This is a genomic window from Parajatrophihabitans canadensis, from assembly GCF_053764775.1.
This window is the reverse complement of the sequence record NZ_CM132445.1, coordinates 2,883,032-2,897,225: the sequence shown is the minus strand read 5'-3', so window position 1 is coordinate 2,897,225 and position 14,194 is coordinate 2,883,032. Positions and strand designations below refer to the sequence as shown.

Annotated in this window: 11 protein-coding genes; 8 read left to right on the top strand and 3 right to left on the bottom strand. The window is 63.5% G+C overall.

Translation table 11 applies throughout. The annotated features are described in order from the left end of the window. From hutH to ACSMXN_RS13995, 6 genes are read left to right on the top strand one after another with little or no spacing between them, the layout of a single operon-like run. Positions 1-1,560, top strand: coding sequence for a histidine ammonia-lyase (gene hutH, locus ACSMXN_RS14020; RefSeq protein WP_022912091.1), 1,560 nt, complete (start codon positions 1-3; stop codon positions 1,558-1,560). 58 nt (positions 1,561-1,618) lie between these two features. Beyond that, on the top strand, positions 1,619-3,292 hold the full coding sequence (gene hutU / locus ACSMXN_RS14015) for a urocanate hydratase (RefSeq protein ID WP_022912090.1): 1,674 nt from the start codon (positions 1,619-1,621) through the stop codon (positions 3,290-3,292). Between the two features lie 4 nt (positions 3,293-3,296). Continuing rightward, complete coding sequence (locus ACSMXN_RS14010) at positions 3,297-4,529, top strand: allantoate amidohydrolase (RefSeq protein WP_022912089.1); 1,233 nt, start codon at positions 3,297-3,299, stop codon at positions 4,527-4,529. Next, the gene (locus tag ACSMXN_RS14005) at positions 4,526-5,902 is read left to right on the top strand and encodes a formimidoylglutamate deiminase (protein ID WP_022912088.1); all 1,377 of its coding nucleotides are present in this window, start codon (positions 4,526-4,528) and stop codon (positions 5,900-5,902) included. The genes ACSMXN_RS14010 and ACSMXN_RS14005 overlap by 4 nt, the downstream gene beginning before the upstream one ends. Beyond that, the gene (gene hutI / locus ACSMXN_RS14000; protein WP_022912087.1) at positions 5,899-7,068 is read left to right on the top strand and encodes an imidazolonepropionase; all 1,170 of its coding nucleotides are present in this window, start codon (positions 5,899-5,901) and stop codon (positions 7,066-7,068) included. Before ACSMXN_RS14005 ends, hutI begins: the two co-directional genes overlap by 4 nt. After that, on the top strand, positions 7,049-8,179 hold the full coding sequence (locus ACSMXN_RS13995) for a serine hydrolase domain-containing protein (protein ID WP_022912086.1): 1,131 nt from the start codon (positions 7,049-7,051) through the stop codon (positions 8,177-8,179). The genes hutI and ACSMXN_RS13995 overlap by 20 nt, the downstream gene beginning before the upstream one ends. On the opposite strand, the gene ACSMXN_RS13990 is transcribed toward ACSMXN_RS13995, so the two are convergent. Both ACSMXN_RS13990 and ACSMXN_RS13985 read right to left on the bottom strand, forming a co-directional pair. Next, entirely contained in the window at positions 8,176-9,684 is a 1,509-nt protein-coding gene (locus tag ACSMXN_RS13990; protein ID WP_022912085.1) for an SDR family oxidoreductase, read from the bottom strand. The genes ACSMXN_RS13995 and ACSMXN_RS13990 overlap by 4 nt on opposite strands. 38 nt (positions 9,685-9,722) lie before the next feature. Beyond that, the gene (locus ACSMXN_RS13985; protein WP_022912084.1) at positions 9,723-10,916 is read right to left on the bottom strand and encodes a CapA family protein; all 1,194 of its coding nucleotides are present in this window, start codon (positions 10,914-10,916) and stop codon (positions 9,723-9,725) included. Between the two features lie 114 nt (positions 10,917-11,030). On the opposite strand from ACSMXN_RS13985, the gene thrS reads away from it, so the two are divergent. Then, positions 11,031-13,091, top strand: a complete 2,061-nt coding sequence (thrS, locus tag ACSMXN_RS13980; protein ID WP_027139129.1) for a threonine--tRNA ligase — start codon at positions 11,031-11,033, stop codon at positions 13,089-13,091. Then, the gene (locus tag ACSMXN_RS13975; protein ID WP_022912082.1) at positions 13,088-13,639 is read left to right on the top strand and encodes an HIT family protein; all 552 of its coding nucleotides are present in this window, start codon (positions 13,088-13,090) and stop codon (positions 13,637-13,639) included. The genes thrS and ACSMXN_RS13975 overlap by 4 nt, the downstream gene beginning before the upstream one ends. Positions 13,640-13,665: 26 nt before the next feature. On the opposite strand, the gene ACSMXN_RS13970 is transcribed toward ACSMXN_RS13975, so the two are convergent. After that, complete coding sequence (locus tag ACSMXN_RS13970) at positions 13,666-14,112, bottom strand: peroxiredoxin (protein WP_027139128.1); 447 nt, start codon at positions 14,110-14,112, stop codon at positions 13,666-13,668. Positions 14,113-14,194: the final 82 nt, after the last annotated feature.

Below are 14,194 nucleotides of genomic sequence, written 5' to 3'. Positions count from 1 at the left end.
ATGGTTGAAACAGGCACAATCGCCGCACCGGTCACGGTCGGAATCGGACCCTTGTCGGCCGCCGAGGTCGTCGCTGTTGCCCGCGGCGGCGCAGCCGTACGGCTATCGGACGAGGCTGAGACGGAGATTGCGATCAGCCGCAAGATCATCGAGGCGCTGGCCGATGACACCGAACCTCACTACGGAGTCTCAACCGGCTTCGGTGCGCTTGCGAACCGCCACATACCGACGGACTTGCGTGCGCAGCTTCAGCGCAGCCTGATTCGTTCGCACGCTGCTGGCTCCGGGCCCGAAGTGGAGCGCGAGGTCGTTCGAGCACTTATGCTGCTCCGTCTCTCGACCCTGGCGACGGGGCGCACCGGTGTCCGCCTGCAGACGGCCCGAACATATGCCGCCCTGCTCAGTGCCGGTATTACGCCCATCGTGCGTGAGTACGGCTCGCTCGGATGTTCCGGGGATCTCGCCCCACTGGCCCATTGTGCGTTGGCAGCCATGGGGGAGGGGGAGGTGCGCGACGCTGATGCGAGATTGCGTCCCGCCGCCGAGGCGCTTGCCGATGCAGCTATCGAACCGATCGTGCTGGAGGAGAAAGAGGGCCTGGCACTGATCAACGGCACCGACGGCATGCTCGGCATGCTGCTGCTCGCCTGCCACGACCTGCACTTGCTGTTGCGCACTGCCGACATCACCGCAGCGATGAGCGTTGAAGCGCAGCTCGGGACCGACGCGGTATTCGCCGCGGACCTGCAGGCCCTTCGGCCGCACCCAGGGCAGGCCGACAGCGCATCGAACCTCCGCGCGATCCTCGCGGCCTCGCCGCTGATGGCCAGTCATCGAGGTCCGGATTGCACCAGGGTGCAGGACGCCTACTCGCTGCGCTGCTCACCTCAGGTGCACGGCGCGGTACGCGACACCGTCGCCCATGCCGAACTGGTGGCTGCTCGTGAGCTGGCCAGCGCGGTGGACAACCCCGTCGTCACCCGCGACGGAAGGGTCGAGAGCAACGGCAATTTTCATGGCGCGCCGGTTGCCTACGTACTTGATTTTCTTGCTATTACCGTGGCCGATCTGGCTTCCATCTCTGAGCGCCGGACCGATCGGTTCCTCGATGTCTCCCGCAATCACGGGCTGCCGGCCTTTCTTGCCGGTGATCCGGGCGTCGACTCAGGGCACATGATCGCCCAGTACACCCAGGCAGCGATCGTCTCCGAGCTGAAACGGCTAGCATCTCCTGCCTCGGTGGACTCAATTCCTTCGAGCGCGATGCAGGAAGACCATGTATCGATGGGGTGGTCAGCAGCACGAAAGCTGCGGCGCTCGATCGACGGCCTGACTCGAGTTCTGGCGATCGAGCTGCTGACTGCTGCCCGTGCCCTGGACCTGCGAGCGCCACTGCAACCGGCTGCAGCGACCGGCGCAGTCGTAGCGGGCCTCCGCGAGGACGTGGCGGGTCCGGGTACTGACCGATACCTCGCCCCGGAGATCGAAGCCGCGTTTCAGTACGTCGCCTCAGGTCGTGCCCTGGCGGCGGTCGAAGCGGTAACAGGCCCCCTGACCTGACAGAGCGGCTCGCGTTCACCAAATCGATACACCTGACCCATCTGCGAAGGGAAACACCATGGAAGGCGCCCGCCCGGTACGTGCGGCTCGCGGAACCCAGCTGTCTGCTCGATCATGGCAAACCGAGGCTCCGATGCGGATGCTGATGAACAACCTCGATCCCGAGGTCGCCGAGCGCCCGGACGACCTGGTGGTTTACGGCGGTACCGGCCGCGCCGCTCGGAGTTGGGCAGCCTTCGACGCGATGGTGCGCACGCTGACCGCTCTGAAGGATGACGAGACAATGCTCGTTCAATCGGGCAAGCCTGTCGGCGTGATGCGCACCCATGAATGGGCACCGCGCGTCCTCATCGCGAACTCGAATCTGGTTCCCGATTGGGCGACCTGGCCGGAGTTCCGGCGGCTGGAAAACCTTGGTCTGACGATGTATGGCCAGATGACTGCCGGTTCATGGATCTACATCGGAACACAGGGCATTCTGCAGGGCACCTACGAAACATTCGCAGCGGTGGCAGCCAAGCGGTTCAGCGGAACCCTTGCCGGCACCCTCACCGTGACCGGTGGCTGCGGTGGTATGGGGGGTGCACAACCGCTCGCAGTCACGCTCAACGACGGCGTCTGCCTGGTCGTCGACGTCGACCCGAGTCGTTTGAAGCGCCGGGTCGAGCACCGTTACCTCGACGAGCTTGCCGACGATCTTGACGATGCTATTTCCCGCTGCGAGAAGGCAAAACGTGAGCGTCGCGGCGTATCGATCGGTCTGGTCGGCAACTGCGCCACGGTATTACCCGAGCTCTTACGGCGTGGGGTAGCCGTCGATATCGTCACTGACCAGACCTCCGCGCATGATCCGCTCGCTTACCTTCCGGAAGGTGTCGACCTTTCTGACTGGCATGACTACGCCGCAGCAAAGCCCGAGGAATTCACCGACCGCGCCCGGGTTTCGATGGCCAAACATGTGGAGGCGATGGTCGGCTTCATGGACGTCGGCGCCGAGGTCTTCGACTACGGAAACTCGATTCGGGACGAGGCCCGGCAGGGCGGGTACTCGAGGGCATTCGACTTTCCCGGGTTCGTGCCCGCCTATATTCGGCCGCTGTTCACAGCAGGCAAGGGGCCGTTCCGATGGGCTGCACTTTCGGGCGATCCAAAAGACATCCGCGCCACCGACGAGGCCGTTCTCGAACTGTTCCCCGACAACGATCACCTGCATCGCTGGATCAGGGCGGCTCAGGACCGGGTCGCGTTCCAGGGGTTGCCGGCACGGATCTGCTGGCTGGGATACGGCGAGCGGGACAAGGCCGGCGTTCGATTCAACGACATGGTTGCGAGCGGAGAATTGTCGGCACCTGTCGTGATCGGGCGAGATCACCTGGACTGTGGCTCAGTCGCTTCACCCTATCGTGAAACCGAATCGATGGCCGACGGCTCGGACGCGATCGCGGATTGGCCACTGCTGAACGCTCTGGTCAACACCGCGTCGGGCGCAACCTGGGTTTCGATCCACCATGGCGGTGGCGTCGGCATCGGCCGGTCGCTGCACGCCGGGCAGGTCACGGTCGCCGATGGCACCGATCTCGCGCGTCAGAAGATCGAGCGTGTGCTGACGAACGATCCGGGAATGGGTGTGATCAGGCATATCGATTCTGGTGATTCGGCCGACGACAGCGTGCTTGCCGGGTACGCCGAGGGCAACGTGTCGGTACCGATGGCTGAGTCTTCGAAGGCCTGAGCCCGTGTCCACGCCGACCGAACCGTCTGTTGCCGCGTCGTCGTTCGACCGGCTCTGGTCCGCGATTGAGCCGATCGGGCGCAGCGCACAGACCGGGGGTTATCGGCGCTTTGCCTGGACGGCTGAAGACGCGGCTCTTCGGGAGTGGTTCGCGGCGGAGTCCGCGTCTCGAAGCCTTGATCTGACCACCGATCGCGCCGGCAATCAGTGGGCATGGTGGGGTGATCCCGATGAGGGAGTTGACCTGGGACGTCCCGGAGTAGTCGTCGGATCGCATCTGGATTCAGTACCCGACGGTGGTCCCTTCGATGGCCCGCTAGGCGTGATCTCCGCCTTTGCGGCGTTGGACGACTTGCGGGCGCGGGGCTTCACGCCTGCCCATCCGATTGGCGTGGTGAACTTCATCGATGAAGAAGGTGCACGGTTCGGAATCGCTTGTGCCGGCTCGAGAATCATCACGGGCGCGTTGGATGCCGACCGTGCGCGCGCTCTGACCGACAACGAAGGCGTGTCGATGGCTGAGGCGATGACCCGTGTCGGAGCTACGCCGTCCGCACTGGGGCGCGACGAGGAGACCTTGCGTAGGGTGGGCGCCTTTGTCGAGCTGCATGTGGAACAAGGCCGCGGACTGATCGACCTTCAGAGCCCGGTTGGAGTCGGGACCGCGATCTGGCCGCATGGCAGATGGCGTTTCGACCTACCCGGCACGGCTAATCATGCCGGGACGACGGCGTTGACCGATCGCAACGACCCGATGCTCGCGCTCGCTGACGTCCTCGTTCAGACTAGAACGATGGCCGAACGGTTCGACGTGCTCGGCACGTGCGGCAAACTCCACGTGGAACCCAACGGAGTCAACGCCATTCCATCAAGTGTCACCGGCTGGCTCGATGCCCGCGGTGCGGATCCGGGCTATGTGCAGGCCTTCGTGGAGAGTCTCGACGATGTTGTGACAAGGTTCGGCGGCTCGATGCGGCAGGAGTCGTGGACGGATGAGACGATGCTCGACCTTGCCCTGGCCGAGCGGCTATCGGTTCTGCTGGGCAACAGCCCGATGATGCCTACCGGAGCGGGCCACGATGCCGGCATCCTCGCCAATGCCGGGGTGCCGACGGCCATGCTGTTCGTCCGTAATCCGACCGGAGTCTCGCACTCGCCCCTGGAACATGCAGAACGGTCGGATTGCCTCGCCGGAGTGGACGCACTCGCCGCAGCAATCGCCGAACTCAGCCAGTGACGACGACATCAAGACTGTTCGCCGAGTACGCGATACTGCCAGAGGGACTCGTGCGCGACGTCCATTTCGAGATCGCCGATGGCCGATTTCTGTCGGTGCACGGTGCCGGGACGCCGCCCAATGAGGGGCTGCCGGCCGCAGTGTCGTTCGATCCGGCGACTGAGACTCGTCTGTCGGGCGTCGTACTTCCAGGGTTTGCCAATACGCACAGCCACGCGTTTCACCGGGCGCTACGCGGCCGGACACACGACGACGGCGGCACGTTCTGGACGTGGCGGGAGCGGATGTACGCCGTCGCGGCCAAGCTCGATCCGGACGCCTACTACGCACTCGCACGCGCAACCTATGCCGAGATGGCCTTAGCCGGTATAGCGTCTGTCGGCGAGTTCCACTACCTACACCATGGCCCGGGAGGCGTTCGGTACGGCGACCCCAACCTGATGGCGGAGGCGCTGCGGTCGGCGGCTTCGGAGGCTGGTATCCGACTGACTCTGCTGGACACCGCTTACCTCACCGGCGGCCTCGGCCCGACTGGTCACCTGAAGCTCAACGAAGTCCAGCAACGGTTTTCCGACGGCGACGTCGCGGCCTGGGTGAATCGGGTCGACAGCCTGAAGCCCTCGGAATCGATGCGGATTGGCGCGGCCATTCATTCGGTCCGCGCTGTGCCGCGGGCGGCCGTGGGGGATATTGCCCGGCGTGCACAGCGCAGCGGCGCATCCATGCCGCTACACGTACATCTATCCGAACAACCAGCCGAGAACGAAGCGTGCCTGGCGTTCTACGGCTGTACGCCGACCCAGCTTCTGGATTCCGAGCAGGCGCTCGGTGACTACACGACAGTGGTACACGCAACTCACCTCACCGATTCCGACATCCGAACGCTCGGGACGAGTCGGACGACAGCATGCTTCTGCCCGACAACCGAACGTGATCTAGCCGATGGCATCGGCCCGGCACGGGCACTGCGCGACGCTGGTACGCCGGTGAGTCTCGGCAGCGATCAGCACGTTGTCATCGACTCGTTCGAGGAGGCTCGGGGGTTGGAGTCACACGAGCGCCTTGCCAGCCTTGAACGTGGCCGGTTCAGCCTGTCAGAGTTGATGATCGCTCTCACGGCGCACGCCTCGATCGGGTGGCCGGATGCAGGACGTCTGCAGGCCGGTTACCGAGCGGACCTCGTCTCCGTCCGCTTGGATTCGCCTCGGACGGCAGGCAGCCGTCCGGAACAAGTGCTGATGTCAGCGACGGCAGCGGACATCGATAGCGTCATCGTCGACGGGCGACTCGTTGTTTCCGCCGGCACCCATCTCCTCGTTGACGTCGGAGCACGCCTACAGGAAGCAATTACGCCTATCTGGGGGGCGCTGTGACGGCAACCGTTGTCACCGGAATCGGCGAGTTGGTTACCAATGACCCCAACGTTGGTGACGGCTCACAGCTGGGAATCCTCTACAACGCCGCAGTCGTTGTCGACGATGGCCTGGTGAGCTGGGTTGGTCCGGCGATTGCAGCACCGCAGGCCGATCAGCAAATCGACCTTGCTGGGAGGGCTGTGGTTCCCGGTTTCGTGGATTCGCATTCGCACCTCGTCTTCGCCGGTGACCGCGGCGCGGAGTTCGCTGCCCGGATGGCGGGAACGTCCTATGACGGTGGCGGAATCGCAACTACCGTAACCGCGACGCGGTCGGCCGACGACGAGACGTTGCAGCGCTTGCTTGCCGGACGCATCGCCGAGATGCGTTCGCAAGGCACCACGACGGTTGAGGTGAAGAGCGGCTACGGCCTGACCGTGATTGATGAGCTACGCGCGCTGAAGCTGGCGGCGCAGGTGACGTCGGAGACCACGTTTCTCGGCGCACACGTAGTTCCTCAGGGCGCAGATCGGGAGGCCTACGTCCGGCTTGTCTGCGGGGAGATGTTGAAGGCGGCCGCGCCCTTTGCCCGGTGGATCGATGTGTTCTGCGAGCCAGGGAGTCCGCATGCCTTTGACGGCGACGAGACCAGGGCAATCCTCGTCGCAGGGCGCGAAGCAGGTCTTGGGTTACGGTTGCATGCCAACCAGTTGACGGCTGGGCCTGGCGTCCGGCTTGCGGTCGAGCTCGATGCCGCCAGCGTGGACCACTGCACCTACCTCAATGATCGAGATATCGAAGCACTCGCTGGTGGAAACACCGTCGCGACGTTGCTGCCTGGGGTCGAGTTCGCCACCCGATCGCCATACCCCGACGGCAGGAAGCTCATCGAGGCCGGGGTACCGATCGCATTGGCCACGGACTGCAATCCCGGCACGTGCTACACGACTTCGATGCCCTTGATCATTGCGTTGGCCGTCCGCGAGATGCACCTGACACCTGCGCAAGCGCTGTACGCGGCTACCGTGGGTAGCGCTCGTTCGCTGCGGCGAGACGATATTGGCGTTATCGCGCAAGGTAAAGCGGCGCACTTGACGGTGTTGCAAGCCCCGAGCTATCTACATCTGGCCTACCGGCCAGGCGTGCCCATCGCGCGAGCTCTCGATGTGCCCACAGGTCGCTGACGTGCGATCGGCCGCCGAGAAGCCACCAACCTCGGGCTTTGTCGCCCCGGGGTTCGAACCTGTCCGTACCGCGTTCGAAGGTGTGGTCGCCGAGCAGGTCGGGACTGGCGCGGCACTGGCCATCTGGCGAGACGGGTCCTGGCTCGTGGACGTGTGGGGTGGTTACGCCGACCAAGCGCGAACGAGTAGCTGGCAGCGCGACAGCATCGTGCAGGCATATTCGGTGTGCAAGCCCTTCGCCGCACTCTGCGCGTTACTCCTCGTCGATCGGGGCACGCTCGAGTTGGACGCCCCGGTGCAGCTGTACTGGCCGGAGTTCGGCGCGCGGACAACCATCCGGCACCTGCTGTCGCATCAGGCAGGCATAGTTGTCCTCGACTCGGCTCAACCGACTGAGGTTCTCTACAACTGGTCGGCGCTGTGCGATCTCCTGGCGGCACAACCGCCCATCTGGGTTCCCGGCAGCGCACACGGTGAGTCAGCATTGTTCTATGGGCATCTCGTGGGCGAGGTCGTCCGACGCATCGACGGGCGGCTACCAGGGCAATTTCTGGCAGAGGAGGTTTGTCGCCCGCTAAGCCTGGACTTTCAGTTCGGCCTTTCGCCGGCCGATCAACTTCGAGCGGTCGATCTCACCAACTTCAACGAGTACAACGCCGATCTCGCTGATGACGACCGCAAGACGTCGTTGTATTGGCAGGCAGTCAACAATCCGCCGGGAGCCCGGGATCCGAAGGTGGTGAACAGCGCGGTCTGGCGTTCTGCTCAGATCCCCGCCGTAAACGGGCACGGGACCGCACGCGCGATGGCCGGCCTGTATGCGCAGTTGCTGGATGGCGGGATTCTCTCAACGGGCTTGATCGCCGAGGCGACCGCACCGCAATCGGTCGGGGTTGATCGCGTATTCAATCAGCCCAACGCGTGGGGTCTGGGTTTCGCCGTGGACGAGGACGGATTCGGCATGGCTGGACTGGGTGGTAGCTACGCCGGAGCCAGTCGTCGTGGCCGGTACGCGATTGCCTTCGTGACCGCAACGATGGGTGACCATCGCAGGGTAGACCGGTTGGAGAACGTCTTTCGCGCGGTCATCGGTCTGCCCGACCTCGATTAGCGCGGGCTAGTCGGGTCGCCGGCCGCTGCTTCGGTCTCGGCGGCCGCGGATATATTGCGAATCATTCCTCCGAACACGATGCCGTGAAACGGCGCGATCGACTTCCAGTAGACGTGCCCGGCGAGTCCGTGCGGCTGGAACGTTGCCTTCTGGACCAGGTTGAGTCCGGAGATATCCCCCGGCTCAGCGGTGGATGCGGCCTCGATTCGAAATTCCAGCCAGGCAAGTCCAGGTAAGCGCATTTCGGCCCGTAGACGCAGCAATTCCCCGCGGATGATCTCTTCGACACGCCAGAAGTCCAACGCGTCTCCGACCCGCAACGTGTTCGGATCGCGACGGCCTCGCCGCAGCCCGACGCCCCCGACGAGTCGATCCAGCCAGCCCCGAACAGCCCATGCCAGTGGGAATGAGTACCAGCCCACTTCGCCGCCGATCGACTCGAGGACCTTCCAGGTGGCAGGCGCCGACGCCTGAACCTGCTGCTGCCTCAAATCGGTGTAGAGAGACCCGCCCGCCCAATCGGGGTCCGTCGGCAGCGGATCGCTCGGGGCTCCGGGCCATTCTCCTTCGGACCAGCGGGTTTCTACGTTCGCTTCTCTGATTCGGGCCAATGCAAGCTCGACGGCACGTTCAAAACCGAGCAGGCCGTCGGCTGGGTCGGGGATGTATTCAGCGATGTCATGCTCACGAGCGATTACCTCAGTCCGCAGTGATTCGACGAGCGGTTTCGCCAACGCTCCTGGTACCGGCGTGACCAGACCAACCCAGTGGCTTGACAGCCTCGGCGTGAGGACCGGAACCCCGACGATGATTCGCTTACGCAGCCCGGCGACTGCAGCGTAACGCTGCATCATCTCCTGGTAGGTGAGGACATCTGGCCCGGCAATATCGAAGGTCCGGTTCAGATCATCACCGATTGTCGCCGCGTCTGCCAGGTAGCGCAGCACGTCTCGGACAGCAATCGGCTGGATCCGGGTGCTCAGCCATCGAGGGGTGATCATGACCGGGAGTCGCTCGGTGAGGTAGCGAAGCATCTCGAAGGACGCCGATCCGCTTCCGAGAATCACCGCCGCACGCAGCACTATCGCGGGAACCTCTGAATCCAGCAGGATGCGTCCTACCTCGGCGCGAGACGCCAGGTGCTCCGATAGATCGTCTGCGTTCTCGTCGGCCAGACCGCCGAGGTAGACAATTCTGCTGACGCCGGCTCGTGAGCAGGCAGCTGCGAAGTTCTGTGCCGCTTCGCGATCCCGAGCCGCAAATCTCGAGCCGGAACCGATCGAGTGGATGAGAAAGTAGGCGACGTCGACGTCGGCGACCGCCTCGTCGAGGGTTTCGGGTTTAAACGCATCGGCAGTAGCTATCTCGACCTGATCGGCCCACGGGACATCACGTAACCATCCGACGGTCCGGGTCATCGCTCGCACGGTGTGCCCGGCATCGAGCAGCTGGGGCACCAACCGACCGCCGATGTAACCCGTGGCACCACTTACCAGTACTCGCATGAATTCACGTTACTCAGCTGTGCAGCGAAGCCTTGTCGTCAGCTGGGTGGGTTGGCCCTCAGCCCGCTGCACTGGCGAACTTGGTCCCACTCACTGAGAATGCGTTGCTTCTCGGATCCGGTGGCCGGTAAGCCGATTCCGCGCGAGTCCAAATGGGACGGGTCGAACGCTGCCGCCTTCACCCGATCCTTGTTGACCGTGAGGGTTAGCACCCCGTTGTCGTCCTGGTTGTTGCCGAACGACATCCACCAGAAGTAGTTACCGAGTCCGTATGCGACGTACGTGCCGTCCGGACGCCACCCTGCGCCTTGTAGGACATGCGCGTGCGTGCCAACGACGGCTGTCGCGCCGGCGGCGGCGAGCGTGTCAGCGAGGCTTCGCTGATCGCCGTTCGGACATGACGAATACTCAGTTCCCCAATGCACGTAGACAATAACGACGTCGGCCTTGGACTTGGCGCCCCGGACGGCGGCGACCAGTCGATCCGAGTAGGCGCTCGCAATACCGGCGCTCGTGTCCGTGGCCGAGAAGTTCGCAAGAGTCTCGTCCTGCACTTGGCTCGCGGCCAGAATCGCCAGTCGAACGCCATTGTGAGTGATGTAGTACGGAGCGAATGCCTGTGCGGCGTTCTTCCCGATACCGACAACCGGGAAGTGGCTTGTCGAGATGGCGGCCAAGGTCTGGTCAAGCCCGGTGGCGCCGAAGTCGGCGGCGTGGTTGTTCGCCATGGTTGCGATGTCGATGCCAGCGTCTCGCAGAGCAGTGAATGCGGTCGGCGGTGCCTGAAACGTAAAGCTCTTCGGCTGTGGCCGGCCACCGACGGATACCGAGGTCTCCAGATTGACCATGGTGAGATCAGCACGGGAGAGTACGGCTGCCGACTCACCGAAGGCGGTTGCCGGGTCTTCTGCTAGCCGGGTTGCCGTCCGATCAGCGAAGTGCACGTCTCCGGCGAAGGCGATCGTCATCTGGCCAGGCGGCTCGGTCGGCGTCGTGTCGCCGTACGGTGCGGCGAGCTCGCCCGTCGCCGGCGGACTCGACGAGCTCGACGGTGACTTGAGCAGCGGTGCTGCCGAGGCTGGGTGGCCCTGAGATCCGGTTGTCCGAGCCGGAAGATCGCTCGACTTGCCGGCGGTACATGCTGCCAGAAGCATTGCGCAGGTCGCGATGCCGGCGATGGCGATCGCTCGGTTGTCGGACGTGGCGATAACCCTTCGGAACAATCTCGGCACAGCACTAGCATGCAGGGTGACGTTATCAATCTGCGTGCAGTCCCGAGATCGAGGAGCAATTTCGTGTCCAGTGCCCCGTCGCAGTCCCTTGCCGAGCCGACTTCGCGGCCCGAGCTGACGGTGGCTGCCGGCACGACGCCACGCGCCGCGCTCGAGGCCGCGGGCATCGATGTGAACGGGCCCGCCGGGATTGTGGTCGTCCGTGATTCGACCGGCGTACTCCGCGATCTAGATATCGCCTTCGACTCAGCCGACGTGACTGAGCCAGTGGCGATCGACTCGCCGGACGGTTTGGCCGTATTGCGACACTCGACCGCCCACGTGATGGCTCAGGCCGTCCAGGATCTGTTCCCGGACACCCCGCTCGGCATAGGCCCGCCGATCGAGAACGGCTTCTATTACGACTTCAAGCCGTCACGGCCCTTCACTCCTGAAGACCTCGTCGCCATCGAGAAGAAGATGAACGAGATCATCAAGGCTTCTCAGCGATTCTCCCGGCGACGGATCGCAGACGATGAGGCGCGGGTAGAACTCAAGGGTGAGAAGTTCAAGCTTGAACTGATCGGGCTCAAGGGCGCAGCCGCTGACCCGACCAGTGAGCAGAACAACCGCACTCCAACGGAACTGAGCGCTGAAGAAGCCTCCCAGGTCGGCGGCGGCGCTTTGACGATGTATGACAACCTGAACCGCGACGGAGAACTGGTCTGGACGGACCTCTGCCGCGGGCCACACCTGCCGACAACACGGCGGATTCCGGCCTTCAAGTTGATGCGTACTGCTGCCGCCTATTGGCGTGGCGATCAGAACAATGAACAACTGCAACGTATCTACGGGACGGCATGGCCGACCAAAGACGCCCTGAAGGCCTATCTCGCCCGGCTCGAAGAGGCTGCCAAACGTGACCATCGCAAGCTCGGAGCGGAGCTTGACCTGTTCAGTTTTCCCGATGAGATCGGCTCCGGCCTTGCCGTGTTTCATCCCAAGGGCGGCATCATCCGTCAAGAGCTCGAGAACTACTCCCGCCAGCGTCACTCCGAGGCCGGGTATGAGTTCGTCTACTCACCGCACATCACCAAGGGTTCGCTGTTCGAGACGTCAGGGCACCTGGACTGGTATTCCGACGGCATGTTCCCCGCCATGCATCTGGACGAAGAACTCAACGACGACGGCAGCGTTCGCAAACCGGGCCAGGACTACTACCTGAAGCCGATGAATTGTCCGTTCCACAATTTGATCTACCGATCCCGCGGGCGGTCCTATCGAGAGCTCCCGCTGCGGCTCTTCGAGTTCGGAACCGTGTACCGCTACGAGAAGTCGGGGGTGGTTCACGGCTTGACTCGGGTACGCGGCATGACTCAGGACGACGCCCACATCTACTGCACGCCGGAGCAGTTGCAGGATGAGATCAAATCGCTGCTGAAGTTCGTGATCGACCTATTGCGCGATTACGGCCTGGACGACTTCTATCTCGAATTGTCCACTCGCAACGAGGAAAAGTACGTCGGTACCGACGAGCAGTGGGAGCATGCGACCGAGGCGCTGCGGGTCGCGGCGCAGGACTCGGGCCTCGAACTCGTGCTCGATCCGGGCGGGGCTGCCTTTTACGCGCCGAAAATCTCTGTCCAGGCGCGCGATGCGATTGGCCGAACCTGGCAGATGTCGACGATTCAGGTCGATTTCCAGCTGCCGGACCGGTTCAACTTGGAATATCAAGGCGCCGATGGCGAGCGGCACCAGCCGCGGATGATCCACCGGGCGCTGTTCGGCTCGATCGAGCGGTTCTTCGGCATCCTCACCGAGCATTACGCCGGTGCTTTCCCAGCGTGGCTCTCGCCGGTACAAGTGGTCGCTATTCCTGTTTCGGACGAGCAGGCCGATTACCTCTTCGAGATAGCGAAGTCGCTGCGAAGTAGGGGTATCCGCGTCGAGGTGGACGCTGGCTCGGATCGGATGCAGAAAAAAATCCGGACCGCCCAGCAGTCGAAGGTTCCGTTCATGCTGATCGCAGGAGCGCAGGACGCAGACAACAACGCGGTCTCCTTCCGATATCGAGATGGCGAACAGCGCAACGGAGTTCCGGTGGCCCAGGCCATCGAGGAACTCGCGGCTTTCATTGCTGCCCGAAAGAACCATTCGCCCTCGGTGGCCGACTTCATGGCGGAATCGTCGCAGTGACCGAAGAAGCGGTTGAACTCGTCGACAAGTTTGATCTAGCGGGGGTGCCCGACGCCTTTCAGCGGCTGTGGACACCACATCGGATGGTGTACATCGGCGGCGAGGGCAAACCGGAATCCGAGGCCGAGCATCACTGCCCGTTCTGCGACCTTCCGTCCAGGAGCGACGAGGACGCTCTCATAGTGGCGCGTGGCGAACTGGTCTATGCCGTGCTCAACCTGTATCCATACAACCCCGGTCATCTGATGGTGGTGCCCTATCGCCATATCGCGGACTACACCGAGTTGACTCTCCCCGAGGGCGCGGAGCTGACCGAATTCCTCAAGCGGGCGATGACTGCGCTACGCGCTGCAGCTGCCCCGCACGGCTTCAACTTGGGCGTTAACCAGGGCAGCGCAGGCGGTGCTGGTATTGCAGCGCACCTGCACCAGCACGTGGTGCCCAGATGGGGCGGCGACATGAATTTCATGCCGATTGTCGGTCAGACCAAAGTGCTGCCCCAGTTGCTGGCCGACACCCGGAACCTGGTCGCCGAAGCCTGGAAGTGACGACGCATTGCCAAAGCGGCGCCGGACTAATGACCGAGCGCTTTCAACGCCTCGTCGGCATGCAGCTGCATGTTCAGCTCACTCGATATCTCGGTGATCAGCGTCGAGTCCTGGCCAATGACGAAAGTGTGCCGCTTGACTGGCAGCGGCCCGAATCGACGCTTGACCCCGAACTGCGCTGCCACCGTTCCCGACTCGTCTGAGAGCAGCGGGTAATCGAAGCTATGCAGATCGGCGAACTGCTTCTGCTTGGCAACCGAATCCCGGCTGATGCCGACCCGCTGCGCCCCCGCCTCCTTGAATTCCGCTGCGAGATCACGGAAGTGGCAGCTTTCCTTGGTGCAGCCACTGGTCATCGCGGCTGGATAGAAGAACAGCACGACTGGGCCGTCCTGGAGGAGCGTGCTCAGCCTGCGTGGCTGGCCGTCCTGGTCGAGGAGTTCGAAGTCTGCAACCTTGCTGCCGGTTTCCATTTTGTCAGCGTAGAGCGTCCGCTGAGCCGGGCACAGATCGATCATGGTGAGCTATGGCCCGGACCTCTGGCGAACCGTCCTA